This is a genomic window from Reyranella humidisoli, from assembly GCF_019039055.1.
Classification (GTDB): Bacteria; Pseudomonadota; Alphaproteobacteria; order Reyranellales; family Reyranellaceae; genus Reyranella; species Reyranella humidisoli.
This window is the reverse complement of the sequence record NZ_JAHOPB010000001.1, coordinates 422,414-440,382: the sequence shown is the minus strand read 5'-3', so window position 1 is coordinate 440,382 and position 17,969 is coordinate 422,414. Positions and strand designations below refer to the sequence as shown.

Below are 17,969 nucleotides of genomic sequence, written 5' to 3'. Positions count from 1 at the left end.
TGGCTTCCTCAGACCGAGAAGTTGTTGGCGCGGAACTCCATGGCGAAGGACGGCGAGGCCTTCCACTTGATGTCCCGGCGCTTGGCGGTGAAGGTCGCGTTCTGGTGCAGCACCGTATAGGCAGGGTCTTCGCGCTCGCAGATTTCGAGCATGCGCCGGAACATCGCTTTGCGCTTGCCCATGTCGGTCTCGACCTCCATCGCGACCGAGAGCTTGTTCATCTCCTCGTTGGTCCATTCGCCGACCTGCTGCTGCTGGCCCTGCGGCCCGTGTTGCGCGACGAGCGAGGAGATCGGGTCGTTGAAGCCGGCGCTGTTGGACCAGTCGCGCACGGCGCGCGGGCTGTTCGCATCGAATATCTGCTGCCAGTTCTCCTTCATCTCGATCTGCACGTTGAGGCCGGCGGCGCGCCACATCTCGACCAGCACCTGCGCCGTCGAAACCTGGTTGGTGTAATAGTTGTTGAGCAGCCGGTACGGGATCGGATCGCCCTTGTAGTTGGCCGCCTTCAGCAACGCCTTGGCCTTGCCCAGGTCGTAGGCGGGCACCGTCCAGTTCTCGACGAACATCGGGCCGTAGAATTCCCATTGCAGGCCGGCCGGGACGCGCGTGCGGCCCGACCACAGCGCGTCGACGATCGCCTGCCGGTCGATGGCGTGAGTGAACGCCTGACGGATGCGTGGATCGGCGAGCCGCGGATGGTTCTTGTCGAACACCGTGATGCGGTGGTTGACGATGGTGCTGCCCAGCACTTCGAATTTCGGGTTCTTCTCGATGCCGGAGATCTGGTCGGGCGGCACGTCGCAGATGAAGTCGAACTGGCCGGCCAGCAGGCCGTTGATGCGGGTCGAGACTTCCGGCACCACGACGATGGTCACGCTCTTCAGCGGCGGCCGGCCGCCCCAATAGTCGTCGTGCGCGTCGAGCGTCAGGGACTGGTCGGGCACGAAGGCGCGCACCTTGTAGGGACCGGTCGAGACCGGCGCGCGGGCCCAGTCGAGCCAGTTCTTCGCCTCGTCGTAGGCGCGGCGCGAGACGATGTCGCTGCCGAGGCGGCCAATGCGGCCTTCCATGGTCACGTCGGGTGTGCGGTTGGTGAATCGCACCGTGTACTTGTCGACCGCCTCGACCTTTTCCAGCGCGGGGAACAGCCGCTTGGCGACGGCTGGCACTTCCGGCGGCAGGTTCTTGCCCTGCACGGAATCGCGGATCAGGACCGAGGTGAACAGTGTCTTGGTCGAGGCGATGTCATAGTCCGGGCCGAACATGCGGTCGCGGCTGAAGGTGAAGACCACATCGTCGGCGGTCATCTCGTCGCCGTTGTGGAACTTCACGCCCTTGCGCAGGGTGAACTCGACGGTGCGCTCGTCGAGGCGCTTCCAGCTCTCGGCAAGGCCCGGCACTTCCTCAAGCTTCGCGAGCAGGTCCTGCATGATCAGGCGCTCGAACACGAAGGAGAAGACTCGCTGGCCGACATTGGATTGCTCGCGCAGCGGCTCGAGGGAGGCGCTGTTGGCGATCTGCTGCACTGCAATGGTGATCGAGGGGCGGCGGTCGGCCTGCGCGAGGGCGATGCGCGGCAGGACAAAGCTGGTGGCGGCAAGACCCGATGCGGCGATCAGGCTTCGGCGGCGCAGGAACATGGTGCGGAACTCCCCGGTGACGAGTGCGGGACGCTAGTCCGCTTCCATGACCGCGAGGTTTCCATCCGGTTACGCTTCGCCTGTTGCACTGCGGGAGATCATCCGTCGCTGTGGAAAGAAGCGTTGGCGCGCGCACGAAAGTCCGGGTGGCCCGGTCCGCGAAGGCGTAGACTCAGGTGCAGCTAACTCGGGGGAGAAAACGATGCCGATCAGCAACCGTCTTTATGCAGAATTTCTGGGGACCGCCTGGCTGGTGCTGGGTGGATGCGGCAGTGCCGTGCTGGCCGCGGGGTTCCCGCAACTCGGCATCGGGTTCCTGGGCGTGTCGTTGGCCTTCGGCCTCACCGTCCTCACGATGGTCTATGCCGTGGGCGGCGTGTCGGGCGGCCACTTCAATCCCGCGGTGACGGTGGGCTTGGCCGTCGCGGGCCGCCATCCCATGGGTGAGGTCGTCCACTACGTGGTCGCGCAGGTGCTGGGCGGCATCGCGGGCGCCGCCATCCTCTATGTCATTGCCACCGGCAAGGTCGGCGCGGAGATCGGCGGTTTCGCGACCAACGGATATGGCGACCATTCGCCTGGCAAATATGGTCTGGTTTCCGCGCTGGTGATCGAGGTCGTGATGACCTTCGGCTTCGTGACCATCATCCTGGGCGCCACCGACAAGCGGGTCACGCCGGGCATGGCCGGACTCGCGATCGGGCTTGCACTGACCCTCATCCACCTGGTGACCATTCCCGTGACCAATACGTCCGTGAACCCGGCCCGCAGCACCGCGCCGGCCCTGTTCGTCGGCGGTGCGGCCCTGTCGCAGCTCTGGCTGTTCTGGGTGGCGCCGCTGCTGGGCGGGGCACTTGCCGGCGGTGCCTACGGGTTGCTGCGCAGCAAAGACTGACGGGGCGGTCCGCCCGCTGTAGAGTGGGCGGCAGCCCCGGCCCATGAAGGAAGAACAGCCATGCTCGTGAAAAAACTCGCCACGCTTGCCCTGGTGGGCCTGATGCCGCTCGCCGCCGCCGCCCAGCAGGACGCCGAGGTGAAGTTCTGGTTCAAGGAGAACGCCAACAGCATCTCCGGCTGCATCCAGGCCGATCCTTCCTTCACGCGCGAGCACACGTTCAGGATCGTGAACGGCCAGGCCGAGATCAAGTCGGCGGGCGGAATCGACGTCAAGCTGAAGCCGATCCGTCCGAACGTGTACCAGGGAAGCTTCAATCTCGGCCGCATGAACCTCATCTACACCGCCGACCTGGGCGCGACGCCGCCGACGCTGGTGGCGCAGAGCCAGGATGGCGGCTGCAAGTGGAATGCGGTGAAGGCATAGCCTTCGCGACTTTCGCTCCGACTTGAATGGCGACATGAAGCCGGTACGGCGATCGATCCCGTTCAGCATCACGATGCTGACGCTGATGGCGCTGGTTGTCGTGCCGCTCACGTCCGTGCTGCTGTGGCTTGGCTGGCGCTCCGTCAACTTCCTGGAGGAGCGCAGCGCGGACCAGCGGGTGTCGAACCTTGAAACCGCGGTCGAGGGTTTCCTCACCGACGGGCTGCATGTCGTGATCTCGGTCGGGCAGGCGCTGGCCTTCGGCCCGAGCTTCAATGCCATCGAGAATCCCCTGACCGACGTGGAGCGCCGGCATCAGCTCATCGCCGTGCTGCGGCGCCATCCCGCGGTGCAGGCCGCCTTCGTCGGCTATGCCGACGGCAGCTTCATCTATGCCGGCCAGCTCGAGACGTTGAGCATTGGCCAGCGCCTCGATCTCGACGCACCGGACGGCGAATCGACCATCGTGCGCGTGATCGAGGCAGGAACGCCGCCGCGCCCGGAGACCTGGTGGTTCTACGCACCCGACGACACGCACGGCCCCGCCCGCAGCCTCTCCACCTCGTACGATCCGCGAACGCGTCCCTGGTATGTCGAGGCGATGAAGGCCAAGGCCGCGATCCTCACCGAACCCTATCGCTTCGCCCAGACTTCCGATGCCGGCATCTCTGCGGGCATCCCGCTGCGCGGCGGCAACGGTGTGATCGGCTTCGATTTCACGTTGCGAACCCTGTCGCAGCTACTCACCGCCTACAAGATCACCGCCAATTCGGTGATCGTGGTCGGGCATGCCGGTGGCGGCGTCGAGATCGAGTCGGAACCCTGTGCGCCGACCTTGCCCGGCTGCCTGCCGGGTGACGAACTGGTGCGAAAGCTGCTGCGCGAGGCGGTGCGCGAGGCGATCGCCACCGACGTCAAGATCGATCGCGAAGTCGAGGCCGCAGGCCACGATTATCGCGTGATCGTGCATCGCATGGCGCCCCTGCTGGGTCAGCGCTTCGTCGTCGCGGCCGCGGTGCCGGTGCGCGAACTCACGGCGCAGTCGCGCGAGCTGCTGCAGCGGGCGGCCATCGCCGCTGCGATCGCCGTGCTGCTCGCCGTGCTGGGCGCGCTCGCGGCGTCGCTGCTCGTCTCGCGGTCGATCGCGAGCATCGCGCTCAAGACCGAGAAGATCCGCCAGCTCGATTTCTCCGACCGGCAGCCGGTCCGCAGCCGGATCCGGGAGATCGTGCGGCTTTCCGATGCTGTCGAGAACATGCGCGAGGGGCTTGAGATCTTCGGGCGCTACGTCTCCAAGGATCTCGTCCAGCAGATCATGCGATCGCCGGAGAGCAGCGGCGTTGGCGGAACGCGCCGCGAGATCACGGTGATGTTCACGGATATCGAGGGTTTCTCGCGGCTCAGCGAGACGATGGAACCCGAACTGCTGACCAGCCGGCTGTCGCGATACTTCGAGGCGCTGGGGGCGGCGATCTCCGTCAATCGAGGCATGATCGACAAGTATATCGGCGACAGCATCATGGCGTTCTGGAACGCACCCGCGACCGACCCCGAGCACATCGCCAATGCCTGCCGCGGGGCCCTGCAGGCGGCCGCCGCGGGACGCGCGCTGTCGGAGAAGTGGCGCGAGCGCGGCCGGCCGGGCTTCCGCACGCGCTTCGGCCTGCATACCGGGCCGGCGGTCGTGGGCAATGTCGGCGCGCGGGAGCGCATCAACTACACGCTGGTCGGCCAGGTCGCGAACCAGGCGTCGCGCCTCGAAGGCATGAACAAGGTCTATGGCACGGAGATCCTGGCGAGCGGCGAGATCGCCCGGCCGACCGCCGAACTGTTCGTGTGGCGCCATATCGACCGCGTGATCGCGGTGGGCACGACCGAACCGCACGACGTGTACGAGCCGATGGGAGAAATCGCCAGCCGTGGCGAGCACGCGGCGTTCCTGGCCGCCTGGGAGAAGGCCCGCACGGCCTATGTCGCCGGTCGCTTCGACGACGCATTGGCAGGGTTCCGGGCGGCCTCGGCGATGCGCCAGGAAGACGCTCCCTGTCACGTCTTCATCGGACGCTGCGAGATGTTCGTGCGGGACGGTGTGCCGGCGGCATGGGACGGCACCTGGCACATGGACCGGAAATAGCGGCAGACCGGTTCAGAACCGCATGGTCACGCCCAGCGTGAAGAACTTGGTGCTGTCCTGATCGAAAACCGTGCCCACGAGAAGATCGAAGTCGAACTGCGGGTGGGCGGCCGGCGTGTAGCGCAGGCCCATCTGATTGCCGATTACGCCGGGTTGGCGACCGAAGGCTTCCATCATCAGGGTGACGTCCCAGCCGACATTGACCTCGACCTGGCCGCCCCAGAAGAACGCGGTGGGGTTTTCGGCGTTCAGATAGCTCCAGCCGGCATTCAGATTGATCCGGAATTTGTCCGTAATCGGAACGGTCACCAGGGCAAGCAGGCTGGCCACGCCCAGTTCGCCGGTCTGCGCATTGACGCCCGCGTTCATCCCCAGCGCGAAACCCACGCCTTCCGAGGCTGGCTGGAAATTGATCTTCAGCCCTGGCCCTATCAGCGGCGCGCCGCCGGCTTGGTCCCAGTAGTGCTGGTAGTTCACGCCGAACTGCAGCCAGGGAATCTTCAGGGACGTACAGGCCGGCCCGACATTCCCGTACCCGTCGCCCGGCACGAAGCGTGAAATCCACAGTTCGAGATGGCAGGTGCCCGGCGTCTCGACCTCCGAATCATCGACGATGTGGGCCCCGCCCGCGGCCAGTGTCGGGCCCGTGAACACGGCGGCCGCGACCCAGAGGAGAAGCCCGGCGAGAAGGCAGCGGCTGTTTTTGTTCACGCGGCGAGAAAATCGCCCGGGACCGTTACACGCGCAAGTCGTTTCAGGCGCGCATCAGGGCGCGAACGTGCGCGGCGACCGATTCGGCGAGGGCAGCCAGGTCGTAGCCGCCTTCCAGCACCGAGACGAGGCGGCCGCCCGCATGCCGGCCGGCGATCGACAGCAATTCCTCGGTGAGCCAGACGAAGTCCTCGGTCTCGACGTCGAGTTGCGCCAGCGGATCGCGGCGATGGGCATCGAACCCGGCGGACACGATGATCAGTTCGGGCGCGAAATTGTCGAGCGCCGGCAGGAGGCGGTCGCTCCAGGCCGCGCGGAACGCCGCGCTGCCGCTGCCGGCCGGCAGGGGGACGTTGACGACGTTGCCGGCGATGCCGCGCTCGCGGGCCGAACCGGTGCCGGGATAGAGCGGGTACTGGTGCGTCGAGGCGTAGAACAGGTCGGGATCGGGCTCGACCACGGCCTGCGTGCCCTGGCCGTGATGAACGTCGAAGTCGATCAGCGCCACGCGCCGCAGGCCGAAGGCGGCGCGGGCGTGCATCGCCCCGATCGCGACATTGTTGAACAGGCAGAAACCGCCCGGCACGTCGGGCGTCGCGTGATGCCCGGGCGGCCGCACGGCGGCGAAGGCGGTGCGGGCGCGGCCCTTCAGGACGCCGTCCACGGCGGCGATCACGGCCCCGGCGGCGTGACGGGCCGCATTCGCGCTGCCCGCGCTCATGACCGTGTCGCCGTCGACATGCACCAGCTCGCCCTCGGGTGGACGGATGCCCAGGATGGCATCGACATAATTCTGCGGATGGACGCGAGTCAGCTGCTCGATCGTGGCCGTGGGTGCCACGAGGCGGGCGAGGCCCGAGAATTCCTCATCGGCCAGGGCCGCGGTGACGGCGCGCAGCCGGTCCGGTCTCTCGGGGTGGAAGTCCCCGGTATCGTGTTCGAGGAACGACGGATGGCCGATCAACAGCGTCATGCTCTCCCTCTAGCGCGCTTCGGCGATCTGCGACAGACTCGTGCGCAACCCGTCGTTCGCTGTGAGGTTGTTTTGTCCATGATGCGCTCTCTGGCCGTCGCCGCCCTGGTCCTTTTCACGGGGCAGGCTTCCGCCCAGGAAACCACCTTCCGGCTGAAGAATTCTACGCAGTATCCGATTGCCCAGCTTTCCGTGTCGCCGACCCAGCTCAACATGTGGGGGCCGAATTTCATGAGACCGCCGGGTATCAGGCCCGGCGAAGCCCGCGAAGTGTCCTACCGGGCATCGCCCGACTGGTGCATGGGCGACCTCAGGGTCACGTTCGCCGATGGCGGCCCACCGGTCGTGTGGGGTTACCTCAATCTCTGCACCCTGAAGAACATCTCGCTTCACTACGACCGCATGAGCGGCGTCCCCACGGCGCGCTACGACGAGTAGGGAGGCAACAAGCACATGGACACGCTGCCGAGCCTGCCGTTCGACAACAGCTATGCGAGGCTGCCGGAGCGTTTCTATGCCCGGCTGTCGCCGACGCCGGTCGCGGCGCCGCGGCTGGTGAAGCTCAATCGCGCGTTGGCCTTGCAGCTTGGCCTCGATCCCGAGGTGCTGTCTTCGCCGGAAGGCGTCGCGATGCTGGCCGGCAACAAGGTCGCGCCCGGCTCCGAGCCGATCGCGCTGGCCTATGCCGGCCACCAGTTCGGCAACTTCGTGCCGCAGCTCGGCGACGGTCGCGCCATCTTGCTGGGGGAGGTCGTGGACCGTGACGGCCTGCGCCGGGACATCCAGCTCAAGGGTTCGGGCCCGACGCCCTTCTCGCGCAGCGGCGACGGTCGCGCGGCCGTCGGCCCGGTGCTGCGCGAATACATCGTCAGCGAGGCGATGGCGGCCCTCGGCATCCCGACGACGCGCTCTCTGGCGGCCGTCACCACCGGCGAGCCGATCTGGCGTGACGGCGAACTGCCGGGCGCCGTGCTGACGCGCGTCGCCTCCAGCCACGTCCGCGTCGGTACCTTCCAGTTCTTTGCCGCCCGCCGCGACACCGAGGCGCTGCGCCTGCTCGCCGACCATGTCATCGCGCGCCACTATCCGCACGCGCGCGACTCAGCAGAGCCGTATCGCGTGCTGTTCGAGAGCGTGATCGGGCGGCAGGCCGCTCTGGTCGCCAGGTGGCTGCTGGTCGGCTTCATCCATGGCGTGATGAACACCGACAATTGCTCCATTGCCGGCGAGACCATCGACTACGGCCCCTGCGCCTTCATGGACGCCTACAATCCCGAGACGGTGTTCAGCTCGATCGACCAGCAGGGCCGCTATGCCTATGCGCACCAGCCCAGCATCGCGCACTGGAACCTGGCGCGCTTCGGCGAGACCCTGCTGCCGTTGCTGGCCGATGACAGCGACAAGGCGCTGGCCATCGCCAACGAGACGCTGGGGACCTTTCGCGACCGCTACGTCGCCGCCTTGACCGGCGGGCTGCGGCAGAAGCTCGGCCTCTCCACCGAGGAGGAGGGCGACGCGGCGCTGGCGCAGGACCTGCTGAATGCCATGACCGAAGGCCAGGCCGATTTCACCCTGACCTTCCGCCGGCTGGGCGACGCTGCTGCCGATCCGGCGGCCGATGCCGAAGTCCGCCGCCTGTTCGCCAACAAGCCGGAAGCCTTCGAGGCCTGGCTCCCGCGCTGGCGCGAGCGCCTGGTACGCGAGCCGCAGGATGGTCCGACCCGTCGCGCGGCGATGCATCTGGTCAACCCGATCTACATTCCGCGCAATCATCGCGTCGAACTCGTGCTCAGCGCCGCGGCCGAGCGCGAGGACTATGCGCCGTTCGAGGAATTGCTCGCGGTGCTGGCGAAGCCTTACGAGGAACGGCCGGGACTGGAAGCCTATGCCGAGCCGGCGCCGGCTGACGGGGGCGTTTATCGGACTTTCTGTGGCACTTAGTTGAGTCGTTTCCATTCGCGTTTCGAGGCGAAGAGAAAGGATCCTTCGCTGCGCTCAGGATGACACCGTCTTTTGATTCGGCGCACTGCGCCTATTCCAACAACAGTGTCATCCCGAGCGTAGCGAGGGATCTTTCGTTTGTCTGACCCACGCGTGCACTGCCTCAGATATTGATCGCGGCCGGCGTCGCGTCCTTCCAGTCGATCCACGAATCGAGATGCATGAAGCTTCCGTCGTCGGTGCCGATCTCGCGGGCGATCAGAGCATTCAGCTTGGCGTTCATCGTCGCGATCAGATCGCGGTTGCGCTCGAAATCGTAAGCGAGGTTCACGATCTCGTCGGGATCGTTCGCGAGATCGTAGAGTTCGAGATCGTTGCTGGCCTTGAGCTGCTCCAGCGTCGTCGGCGTGTTGAAGTTGCGGAACGAGAAGTAGCGGCTGAACTTGTAGCGTTCGTCGACGATGGAGCGGATGCAGACGCGCAGCTTCCAGTCGACCGGGAACGATTCGATCTTCCTGAACAGGTCCGAGCGCGCGATCGATTTGTTCAGCAGCGTCTCGTAAAGCTCCTTCGTGAAATTCGCGTCGTGCACCATGATCTGGCTGTAGCAGAACAGCACGCCGCCGCGGTCTCGCGTGAAGGCCGGACTCGCGGGCTGACGCAGCAGCGGGGAGAAATCCTGGCCCTTCATCAGCGCCATCGTGTCGGCGACCGGCGCGGTCGACTTGCCGGTGAGGGAAACGATGGTCGGCACGAAGTCGAGATGCGACGTGGTTTCGAAGCAGCGCTGGCCGCCTTTGATCTCGGGATGCACGACCAGCATCGGCACGTGGTTCTGCTGGCGATAGGTCGTCGTGCCCTTGCCCTGCAGCCCGCCATGGCTGGCCAGCAGGTCGCCATGGTCCGACGTGAAGATCACGATCGTGTTGTCGGTGAGGCCGAGCCGGTCGAGCTGCTCCAGCAGCTGCACGATCTGCTGGTCGACGTCGCGGATGGCGTTGAAATAGTAATTCTGACGCAGCCGCATGCGCCATTCTTCCTGGGGGATCAGTCCCGTCAGGATGGCATTGGCGCCCTTGTAGATGCGATGCGCCGGCACGCGGTCGGGCGTGTCGAGCGATTGCTGCCAGGTCTTCTGCAGCGGTATGTCGTTCCATTCCTGCCGGTAGAAAGAATCGTCGGGTGGATAGGCAATGTTGAGCTTGGCCTCGATCGCCTGAACCGGCGGCCCGCTGCGTTTGTCGGTGTTCACCCACATCACGTCGTGCGGGTTCACGAGATTGACCGCGAGATACCAGGGCTGCTTGCGGTCGGTCATCGGGCGGCCCTTGGCCTTCAGCCACTGGATCGCCTGCGCCGAGGTGATCGCGTCGTACTGGTAACCGCCCTGGGCGCCCTCGATGAAATCGCCGACGCCGGTGTAATCGTAGAAGCCGTAGTCGCGATCCATCATCGTTTCGAACAGCGCCTTGATGTCGTCGGCGTGGTTCTCCATCGCCATAGCGCCGTTCAGGTGCCACTTGCCCTTGTAGGCGGTGTAGTAGCCCATCTTCCGCAGGATCTTGCCGATGGTCGGCAGCTTTGGATCCAGGCTCTTCATGTAAGGCACGCCGGCATTGTCGAAGATGCCGTTATGGGGCGTGTGCAGGCCGGTATAGATCACCGCGCGCGAGGCCGAGCACATGTCCGACGCGATCTGGTGGTTCTCGAAGAAGGTGCCGGTGGTGCGCAGCCGCTCGTGTCCCGGCAGCGGGATGGGCCAGCGCGGGCCCATGTAATGTTCCTGGTCGGTCAGGATGAAGAGGATGTTGTAGCCGCCGTCGTTGGAGCCCGGCGCTTCGGGCGAAGGGAAGGCCGACTGGGTGCCGCCGGTGATGCGGGCCTGCGCGTTGGCCGGCGACGGACCGCCGTCGAGAGCGCCTGCAGCGGCAAGGGCGGCACCGGCGGCGATGAAACTCCTGCGCGATGGATCGGTCACGATTTCCTCAACGGGTGTCCAGGGCGGTACGAAGCCGGGCGAAGGCCGTGGCGTCGCCGGGCAGGCCAAAGCGCATCCGCGAAGGCCAGTGCGGGAAGTGCCGGACATGAAGTCCGCCGCGGCCCAACCGGTCGATCATTGAGGACGCCTCGGGATGCTCGGCGAGACAGAAGAGCGACGTTCCGCCGACAATGGTGAAGCCAGCGTCCTTCAGGATCTCGTCGAGTTGATGGCGGTCCGCCTGGAGGCGTCGGGACGCTGCATCCAGCCAAGCGTTGTCGGCAAGCGCTGTTCGCCCGATCTCCAGCGCGGGACCCGAGACCGCCCACGGTCCGAGTTCGTCGCGCAAGGAAAAGGCGAGGTCGGGGTTGGCGACGGCGAAGCCCAGGCGAAGGCCGGCGAGGCCGTAGGTCTTGCCAAAGGAACGCAGCACCACGGTGCGCGGTGGCAGCCTGCCCGCGAGGCTGGCCTCGGACGGCGACAGGTCGATGAAGGCTTCGTCGACGACGAGCAACCTCGGGCGCGGCGGCAGCGCTTCGACCGGCACAAGGCGACCGGTGGGATTGTCGGGATTCACGAGGACCACGACCTCTGCGTCGCCTGCCTCGTCGAGGCTGGAAACGACGGCGACGTCGTGGCCCTGCCGGCGCCAGCAGACCTGATGTTCTTCATAGGTCGGGCCGACCACGGCGACGCGTGATCGAGGCACGAGGCGCGGGATCGCCTGGATGAGCGCCTGCGTGCCGGGCGCTGCGACGATCGTTGCCGGATCGCGAACGCCGTAGCGCCGCGCGGCGGCGGCGATCAGCGCGTCGTTCTGTTCGCGCGTGGGCAGGCGCGACCAGGTTTCGGGCGGCAGATCCGGCACCGGATAAGGCATCGGGTTGATGCCCGTCGACAGGTCGAGCCATGGCGACGGCGCGTCGGGGAAGCGCTGGCGCACGGCCGAAAGGTCGCCGCCATGCACCACTGGTGTTCCGTTCGGGTCGCCCATGTTAGGCAGAGCGCTCATGTTCGCGGGTCTTGCCCTCGTTGCCGTCGCCGTCGAAGCGGTCTTCGGATATCCCGACGCCCTCTATCGCGCGATCGGACATCCCGTCACCTGGATCGGCCGGCTCATAGCATGGTGCGAACGGGCGTGGAATTCGTCGCATCGTTCGTATGGGCGGCGACGCATGCTCGGCGTCGTGACGCTGCTGGTACTGCTGGCCGCAGGTCTCGCCTTCGGCACTGCCATTGCGTGGCTTTGCGGCGCGCTGCTGCCCGGCGTCGCCGGTATGATCCTCTGCGCGGTGCTTGCAAGTTCACTGCTGGCGCAGCGAAGCCTGCACGATCACGTGGCCGCCGTGGCGACGGCGCTCGAGCGCGAGGGCGTCGTCGGCGGGCGTACGGCGGTGTCGATGATCGTGGGCCGCGACACGAGCGAACTCGATGAAGCCGCGATCAGCCGCGCTGCCATCGAGAGCCTCGCCGAGAACTTCTCCGACGGTGTCGTGGCGCCACTCTTCTGGATGGTCGTGGCCGGTCTTCCCGGCGCACTGGCCTACAAGGCTATCAACACGGCCGATTCGATGATCGGCCACAAGTCGGATCGTTACCGGGCGTTTGGATGGGCGTCGGCCCGGCTGGACGACTACGTGAACCTGCCCGCTTCGCGGCTGGCGGCGCTGTGGCTGGTGCTGGCGGCCTCGTTGCGGCCGGGCTTGTCGCCGGCCGGCGCCATCGCGGCAGTAAAACGCGACGCGCGTCACCATCGCTCACCCAACGCCGGATGGCCGGAGTCGGCAATGGCGGGCGCGCTCGGCATCAAGCTGGCCGGCCCGCGTGTCTATGGCGGCGTGAAGGTCGACGACCATTGGATGGGCGAAGGCCGCGCCGATCTGACGGCCGCCGACATTCGCGCCGCGCTTCGTCTCTATCGCGTGGCGTGCGCGGTGCAGGTAACGGTCGTCGCGCTTCTCGCGGTCCTTACGCTGCTGTCTTGATCGTGGGCACGCGCGCGAGCTTGAGCAGTCGCGTGCAATCGACATGCTTCTCGAGATGGTCGGCGAGCGCATCGAGGGTGGCGTCGATGCCGGCTTCGTAGTCGAGATCGGAACCCTGCGCGCCGATGCGGGCCAGCCAGTGCTGCCGCTGCTGGTCATCGGCCAGCAGGCCGTGGATGTAACAGCCGGCGATCCGGCCGCTCGCGTCGATGGCACCGTCCGTGCGGCCGCCGCCAAGATCGAGCATCGGCGGCTGCGACGCGGTGGTGCGGCCGACATGCATCTCGTAGCCCTTGAAGGGCACGCCTCCGGCGATCGTCGTGCCCGACACCTCGACCAGCCTCTTGTCGCCGCCGAGTACGGTGTCGGCGTCGAGCAGGCCCAGCCCCTCGACGCTGCCGGGCGCGCCTTCAATTCCGTCGGGATCGGCCACGCGTCGCCCCAGCATCTGATAGCCGCCGCAGATCCCCAGCACGTGACCGCCGCGGCGCCGATGCGCGGCGAGATCGACGTCCCATCCGGTTTCGCGCAGGGCGCCAAGATCGGCGATGGTGGCCTTCGAGCCCGGCAGGATGACCAGGGCCGCGTCGCCGGGGATCGGCTCGCCGGGGCGGATGAACGCGACGTCGACGCCGGGCTCCTGTCGCAGCGGATCGAAGTCGTCGAAGTTTGCGATGCGCGGATAGGCGAGCACGACGACCTTGACGGCACCAGTTAAGGCGCCACGACCGGGAATGCCGAGCGCGTCTTCGGCGGGCAGCTTCTGCGCTTCGGCGAAGTAGGGGATGAGGCCGAGCGCGGCCCAGCCGGTCTCGTCGGCGATGCGCGCCATGCCGTCGGCGAACAGGCTCGGATCGCCGCGGAAGCGGTTGACGAGGAAGCCCACGATCATCGCGGCGTCTTCGGGCTCGATCACCACCTTCGTGCCGACCAGGCTCGCGATGACGCCGCCGCGATCGATGTCGCCCACCAGCACGACGGGAACGTCCGCGGCGCGCGCAAAGCCCATGTTGGCGATGTCGGCGGCGCGCAGGTTGACCTCCGACGCCGAACCGGCGCCTTCGACCAGGACGAGATCGGCCTCGGCGGCGAGGCGGCCGAAACTGTCGAGGACGGCGCCCAGCAGCCTCGGCTTCATCGCCTGATACTCGCGCGCCTTCGCGTTGCCGACGACGCGGCCCTGCACCACGACCTGCGCGCCAACATCGGTCTGCGGTTTCAACAACACCGGATTCATGTGAACGCTGGTGGGGACTCGCGCGGCGCGCGCCTGAAGTGCCTGGGCGCGTCCGATCTCGCCGCCGTCGGCCGTCACGGCCGCATTGTTCGACATGTTCTGCGGCTTGAAAGGGAGTACGCGCAGGCCGCGTCGCGTGAAGGCGCGGGCGAGGCCCGCGACCAGCAGCGACTTGCCCACGTCGGAGCCGGTGCCCTGGATCATCAGCGCGCGGGCGTGCAGATCGAGGGGCATCAGAACTCGATGCCTTCCTGCGCTTTCACGCCGGCGGCGAAATGGTGCTTCACGAGGGTCATCTCGGTCACGAGGTCGGCTGCCTCGATCAGCTCGGCCTTGGCGTTGCGGCCGGTGACGACGATGTGCTGGTCGGGACGGCGCGCCTTAAGGGCCTCGAGGACGGCGCCGATCTCGAGATGGTCGTAGCGCAGCGAGATGTTGAGTTCGTCGAGCACGATGAAGCGGATCGAGGGATCGGCCATCAGGTCGCGCGCCACGGACCAGGCCCGTTCGGCGGCCGCGACGTCGCGCGCGCGATCCTGCGTCTCCCAGGTGAAGCCCTCGCCCAGCGTATGCCATTGCACCTGATCGCCGAAGCGCTCGACGGCTGTGCGCTCGCCGGTCTGCCAGGCGCCCTTGCCGAACTGCACGACGCCGCACCGCAGTCCACGGCCGATGGCGCGCAGGAGAAGGCCGAAGGCGGCGGTCGATTTTCCCTTCCCCTTGCCGGTGTGGACGATCAACAGGCCCTTTTCGATGGTCTTGGCGGCGACTTCGGCGTCCTGCACGGCCTTCCGGTTGGCCATCTTGTTTTTATGCCGTGCGTCGTCGCTGATCTCGTTCGTCATGGACTTCGGCCCTTCGATGCAGTGGAATCGCCAATATCGGCTATAGTTTCACCGCCGATGCGGAATTGGATTGACGAGTTGTGCAGCTGCACCCTATCTGAGGTGCATGCGCGCCCCAAGCGAGGGCCAAAGACGGGACCAGGGAAGGTGATGCGGGTTTCCATCCGGCGGCTGGGCTTCTGGACGACGCTTGCGCTCGCGGTTCCGCGGTTGCCGGTCCTTGCCCACACGTTGGTGGAGGAGGAACTGCCCCGGACCTTCGCCGAGGGTTTCCTGCAGGGTGTCGGTCTCCCGGTCATCAGCGTCTATCACCTGGCTGCGATGATCGGCATCGGCATCCTGGTCGGCATCGCCGCCCGCGGCATCGTCCCGGTGCTTGTCTTCGGTGTCGCCGCCATCGCCGGCGTGGCGCTTCAGCTCAGCCCCTACGACATTCCCGCGGACGGCGCCTTCGTGGCTTTGACGACGATGCTGATCGGCGTGCTCATCCTGATCCGCCAGCCGATCAGCCCGAAGGTCGCGTCGGGCATCTTCGCCGTCGCAGGGCTCGTGCACGGCTATTCGCTGGGGGTGGTCCTGATCGGGGCGGATGCCTTGCCGATCGTCGCCAACGTCGCGGGCCTGCTCGTGGCGCAGACGGCGCTAGGCGTCGCTTCCTGTGCGCTCACGCTGGGTGTTAGCAAGTGGCCGGCGCAGCGGACCGCGCTGGTCGTCGCGGGGTCCCTGATCACCGCCGTGGGCGGCCTTGCCGCGATCCAGGCCGCGGGGCTGATCAGCTGACCGCCGCGCCTGCCGGGGCGACCGAATACCGTTGACGCGACTTCGCCCGGACCCCTATCAAGCACGTGACGGTGCCCCGCAAGGGGATCAAAAGGGAACACGGTGCCGGGCCTCGCGCCCCAATCCGAGGCTGCCCCCGCAACTGTGATTGGTGAGTCGAAGGCCTCGATACCACTGGGAAACCGGGAAGGTGGCCGAAGACGAAGAGCCGAGAGCCAGGAAACCTGCCGTCGAAACTGCCGCATCCGAGTCCTCGCGCGGGGAAGCACGAGGAACGAGGTCCACCCGACATCCGGCCTTGCCGGATGCGCGGGCTCCGTCGGAGACGGCATACCCCGAGGGCATGTGCCCTCATACGACGGAGACGATCATGAAGGCGGCGATCACGCGTTCGGGTTCCATTGCGTTGCTGTTGTCGATGGCGGCGACCGCGCCGGCCTTCGCCCACCATCCAATGGGCGGCCAGACGCCGCAGACCTTCATGAACGGTCTCCTGTCCGGCCTCGGCCATCCCATCATCGGCCTCGACCATCTGGCTGCGGTCGTCGGCGTCGGTATCCTCGCAGGCCTTGCCGCTCGCGGTATCGTGCCGGTCCTCGCCTTCAGCGCGGCCGTGATCGCGGGCGTCGTCGTGCATCTCGCGGGCATCGGCCTGCCGGCAGGTGAATTCCTCGTGGGCCTCAGCACGCTCGTCATCGGCGGCCTCGTGATCGTGCGCTCGAAGCTTTCGCCGGCATTGGCCGTCGCGCTGTTCGCCCTGGCTGGCCTCGTTCACGGCCATGCCCTGGGCGAGGCGATCGTCGGTGCCGAACCCACGCCGGTCGCCGCCTATCTCGCGGGCCTGTTCGTGGTCCAGTCGGCGCTCGCGGTCGCGGCCTATGCCCTGACGCTCGCGGTGATGAGCCGGCCGTCGCGGGCTCTCGGTGTCTCTGTCATGGGCGCGGTCGTGGCCGTGATCGGCGCTGCCGCCGCAACGGCCGCGACCCTCTAGGTCGAGGCGCATTCGCATGACTGCATCGACGCTCTACGTCTGCACGACCTGCCGCAGCAGCGCCGATGACGCGAATGCGCATCCCATGCGCGCCGGCGCACGGCTGCTGTCGGCGGCGCAGCGCGCGGCGGCAGAAGGTTATCCGCTCTCGCAGATCGTCGGCGTCGAGTGTCTCTCGAACTGCTCGCGTGGCTGCACGATCGCCGTCGGCGCGCCCGGCAAGTGGACTTACGTCATTGGCAACCTCGATGCCGAACAGCATGCGCCCGATATCCTCGCCTTCGCGCGTCAGCACAGCGCGCATGAAACCGGCGTCACGGTCTGGCGCGAGCGGCCCGAACACATCCGCAAGAACACCATCGCGCGCGTCCCGCCGATGAACCTCCGGGAGTCCTCATGAGCACGCTCGCCAAGGTGCCCTGCACCATCGTCACCGGCTTCCTCGGCGCGGGAAAGACGACGCTCGTCCGCCATGTGCTGGAGAATGCCGACCGTCGCCTCGCCGTGATCGTCAACGAGTTCGGCGATGTCGGCATCGACGGCGAGATCCTGAAGAGCTGCGGAGTCGAGAACTGTCCCGAGGATGCGATCGTCGAACTGGCCAACGGCTGCCTCTGCTGCACCGTCGCCGACGATTTCGTGCCCGCCCTCAAGAGCCTGCTCGACCGTCCCAATCCGCCCGAGCATATCGTGATCGAGACGTCGGGCCTCGCACTGCCGAAGCCGCTGGTGAAGGCCTTCAACTGGCCCGAGATCGCCTCGCGCGTCACCGTCGACGGCGTGATCGCCGTGGTGGACGGCGCGGCGGTGGCGGCCGGCCGGTTCGCCGACGATCCCGCGGCGGTGGCGCGCCAGCGCGCGGAGGATTCGTCGCTGGATCACGACAATCCCCTCGAGGAAGTGTTCGAGGACCAGATCCTTTGTGCCGACCTGATCCTGCTGAACAAGGCCGACCTGATGACGGACGCCGACCGGAAGGCGGTCATCGGCGAGATCGGCAAGGTCCTGCCGCGCGCGGTCGCGCTCGTGGAGACGCGCCACGGCCAGGTGCCGGTGAAGGTCCTGCTGGGTCTCGGCGCGGCGGCCGAAGCCGACCTCGCGGCGCGTCCCTCGCATCATGACCTCGAAGGCGAGCACGACCACGAGGATTTCGACACGTTCATCGTCGACCTGCCGGCCTACGCCTCGCCGCAGGCGCTGGTCGACCGCATGGTGAAGGCGGCCGAGGAACACGACGTGCTGCGCATGAAGGGCTTCGTCGAGGTCGACGGCAAGCCGATGCGCCTGCTGGTCCAGGGTGTCGGCGCGCGCATCCAGCACCAGTTCGACCGTCGCTGGCCCGACGGCGCGCCGCGGCGCGGCCGGCTGGTCGTGATCGGCCAGAAGGGCTTCGATCAGGCGGGGATCCGGGCGATCCTGCTGGGGTAGGC

General features: G+C 67.0%; 17 protein-coding genes and 1 riboswitch. Of the genes, 10 read left to right on the top strand and 7 right to left on the bottom strand.

Translation table 11 applies throughout. The features are described from left to right. Positions 1–8: 8 nt before the first annotated feature. Positions 9–1,643, bottom strand: a complete 1,635-nt coding sequence (locus KQ910_RS02160) for an ABC transporter substrate-binding protein (protein WP_216956717.1) — start codon at positions 1,641–1,643, stop codon at positions 9–11. Between the two features lie 202 nt (positions 1,644–1,845). Between KQ910_RS02160 and aqpZ the strand changes: the two genes are divergently transcribed. From aqpZ to KQ910_RS02145, 3 genes are read left to right on the top strand one after another with little or no spacing between them, the layout of a single operon-like run. After that, positions 1,846–2,538 carry an aquaporin Z gene (gene aqpZ / locus KQ910_RS02155; RefSeq protein WP_216956715.1) on the top strand — a complete coding sequence of 231 codons (693 nt, stop codon included), beginning with the start codon at positions 1,846–1,848 and terminating at the stop codon, positions 2,536–2,538. A gap of 60 nt (positions 2,539–2,598) precedes the next feature. After that, positions 2,599–2,964: a hypothetical protein gene (locus KQ910_RS02150; RefSeq protein WP_216956713.1), complete on the top strand. Its 366-nt coding sequence runs from the start codon at positions 2,599–2,601 to the stop codon at positions 2,962–2,964. Positions 2,965–2,998: 34 nt separating this feature from the next. Continuing rightward, a complete protein-coding gene (locus KQ910_RS02145) occupies positions 2,999–5,098 on the top strand; it encodes an adenylate/guanylate cyclase domain-containing protein (RefSeq protein WP_216956711.1) in 2,100 nt (699 codons plus the stop codon). Positions 5,099–5,110: 12 nt separating this feature from the next. Here KQ910_RS02145 and KQ910_RS02140 read toward each other — a convergent pair whose 3' ends face one another. Beyond that, positions 5,111–5,809, bottom strand: a complete 699-nt coding sequence (locus KQ910_RS02140) for a PA4824 family protein (protein WP_216956709.1) — start codon at positions 5,807–5,809, stop codon at positions 5,111–5,113. A 43-nt stretch (positions 5,810–5,852) separates the two neighbouring features. Then, complete coding sequence (locus tag KQ910_RS02135) at positions 5,853–6,782, bottom strand: histone deacetylase family protein (RefSeq protein ID WP_216956707.1); 930 nt, start codon at positions 6,780–6,782, stop codon at positions 5,853–5,855. Positions 6,783–6,860: 78 nt separating this feature from the next. Between KQ910_RS02135 and KQ910_RS02130 the strand changes: the two genes are divergently transcribed. Together KQ910_RS02130 and KQ910_RS02125 are read left to right on the top strand one after the other, a co-directional pair. After that, a complete protein-coding gene (locus KQ910_RS02130; RefSeq protein WP_216956705.1) occupies positions 6,861–7,220 on the top strand; it encodes a hypothetical protein in 360 nt (119 codons plus the stop codon). A 15-nt stretch (positions 7,221–7,235) separates the two neighbouring features. Continuing rightward, entirely contained in the window at positions 7,236–8,723 is a 1,488-nt protein-coding gene (locus KQ910_RS02125) for a protein adenylyltransferase SelO (RefSeq protein WP_216956703.1), read from the top strand. A gap of 163 nt (positions 8,724–8,886) precedes the next feature. On the opposite strand, the gene KQ910_RS02120 is transcribed toward KQ910_RS02125, so the two are convergent. Then, positions 8,887–10,701, bottom strand: a complete 1,815-nt coding sequence (locus KQ910_RS02120) for a sulfatase family protein (protein ID WP_216956701.1) — start codon at positions 10,699–10,701, stop codon at positions 8,887–8,889. 7 nt (positions 10,702–10,708) lie between these two features. Continuing rightward, positions 10,709–11,713 (bottom strand): threonine-phosphate decarboxylase CobD, encoded by a 1,005-nt coding sequence (gene cobD, locus KQ910_RS02115; RefSeq protein WP_216956699.1) that lies wholly within the window; start codon positions 11,711–11,713, stop codon positions 10,709–10,711. Between cobD and cbiB the strand changes: the two genes are divergently transcribed. Continuing rightward, a complete protein-coding gene (gene cbiB / locus KQ910_RS02110) occupies positions 11,712–12,686 on the top strand; it encodes an adenosylcobinamide-phosphate synthase CbiB (RefSeq protein WP_216956698.1) in 975 nt (324 codons plus the stop codon). The genes cobD and cbiB overlap by 2 nt on opposite strands. On the opposite strand, the gene KQ910_RS02105 is transcribed toward cbiB, so the two are convergent. Further along, positions 12,670–14,127, bottom strand: coding sequence for a cobyric acid synthase (locus KQ910_RS02105; RefSeq protein ID WP_216963499.1), 1,458 nt, complete (start codon positions 14,125–14,127; stop codon positions 12,670–12,672). The two genes, cbiB and KQ910_RS02105, sit on opposite strands and share 17 nt — an antisense overlap. 29 nt (positions 14,128–14,156) lie before the next feature. Then, positions 14,157–14,768, bottom strand: coding sequence for a cob(I)yrinic acid a,c-diamide adenosyltransferase (gene cobO, locus KQ910_RS02100; protein WP_216956696.1), 612 nt, complete (start codon positions 14,766–14,768; stop codon positions 14,157–14,159). Positions 14,769–14,918: 150 nt separating this feature from the next. On the opposite strand from cobO, the gene KQ910_RS02095 reads away from it, so the two are divergent. From KQ910_RS02095 to cobW, 4 genes are all read left to right on the top strand, one after another. After that, positions 14,919–15,548, top strand: a complete 630-nt coding sequence (locus KQ910_RS02095; RefSeq protein ID WP_216956694.1) for a HupE/UreJ family protein — start codon at positions 14,919–14,921, stop codon at positions 15,546–15,548. A gap of 52 nt (positions 15,549–15,600) precedes the next feature. Next, a riboswitch (cobalamin riboswitch) is annotated at positions 15,601–15,794 on the top strand. 124 nt (positions 15,795–15,918) lie between these two features. Continuing rightward, positions 15,919–16,539, top strand: a complete 621-nt coding sequence (locus tag KQ910_RS02090; protein WP_216956692.1) for a HupE/UreJ family protein — start codon at positions 15,919–15,921, stop codon at positions 16,537–16,539. A 16-nt stretch (positions 16,540–16,555) separates the two neighbouring features. Further along, on the top strand, positions 16,556–16,939 hold the full coding sequence (locus tag KQ910_RS02085; RefSeq protein ID WP_216956690.1) for a DUF1636 family protein: 384 nt from the start codon (positions 16,556–16,558) through the stop codon (positions 16,937–16,939). Further along, positions 16,936–17,967, top strand: a complete 1,032-nt coding sequence (gene cobW, locus KQ910_RS02080) for a cobalamin biosynthesis protein CobW (RefSeq protein WP_216956688.1) — start codon at positions 16,936–16,938, stop codon at positions 17,965–17,967. The genes KQ910_RS02085 and cobW overlap by 4 nt, the downstream gene beginning before the upstream one ends. The last annotated feature ends 2 nt before the right edge of the window (positions 17,968–17,969 follow it).

Excerpts from the sequence above, each read along its gene's own strand:
- KQ910_RS02145 (WP_216956711.1), top strand. The coding sequence starts at position 2,999 with ATGAAGCCGGTACGGCGATCGATCCCGTTCAGCATCACGATGCTGACG.
- KQ910_RS02135 (WP_216956707.1), bottom strand. The coding sequence starts at position 6,782 with ATGACGCTGTTGATCGGCCATCCGTCGTTCCTCGAACACGATACCGGG.
- KQ910_RS02150 (WP_216956713.1), top strand. The coding sequence starts at position 2,599 with ATGCTCGTGAAAAAACTCGCCACGCTTGCCCTGGTGGGCCTGATGCCG.
- KQ910_RS02095 (WP_216956694.1), top strand. The coding sequence starts at position 14,919 with ATGCGGGTTTCCATCCGGCGGCTGGGCTTCTGGACGACGCTTGCGCTC.
- KQ910_RS02160 (WP_216956717.1), bottom strand. The coding sequence starts at position 1,643 with ATGTTCCTGCGCCGCCGAAGCCTGATCGCCGCATCGGGTCTTGCCGCC.
- KQ910_RS02085 (WP_216956690.1), top strand. The coding sequence starts at position 16,556 with ATGACTGCATCGACGCTCTACGTCTGCACGACCTGCCGCAGCAGCGCC.
- cobO (WP_216956696.1), bottom strand. The coding sequence starts at position 14,768 with ATGACGAACGAGATCAGCGACGACGCACGGCATAAAAACAAGATGGCC.
- KQ910_RS02090 (WP_216956692.1), top strand. The coding sequence starts at position 15,919 with ATGAAGGCGGCGATCACGCGTTCGGGTTCCATTGCGTTGCTGTTGTCG.
- cobW (WP_216956688.1), top strand. The coding sequence starts at position 16,936 with ATGAGCACGCTCGCCAAGGTGCCCTGCACCATCGTCACCGGCTTCCTC.
- KQ910_RS02125 (WP_216956703.1), top strand. The coding sequence starts at position 7,236 with ATGGACACGCTGCCGAGCCTGCCGTTCGACAACAGCTATGCGAGGCTG.
- cobD (WP_216956699.1), bottom strand. The coding sequence starts at position 11,713 with ATGAGCGCTCTGCCTAACATGGGCGACCCGAACGGAACACCAGTGGTG.
- KQ910_RS02130 (WP_216956705.1), top strand. The coding sequence starts at position 6,861 with ATGATGCGCTCTCTGGCCGTCGCCGCCCTGGTCCTTTTCACGGGGCAG.
- aqpZ (WP_216956715.1), top strand. The coding sequence starts at position 1,846 with ATGCCGATCAGCAACCGTCTTTATGCAGAATTTCTGGGGACCGCCTGG.
- KQ910_RS02105 (WP_216963499.1), bottom strand. The coding sequence starts at position 14,127 with ATGATCCAGGGCACCGGCTCCGACGTGGGCAAGTCGCTGCTGGTCGCG.
- cbiB (WP_216956698.1), top strand. The coding sequence starts at position 11,712 with ATGTTCGCGGGTCTTGCCCTCGTTGCCGTCGCCGTCGAAGCGGTCTTC.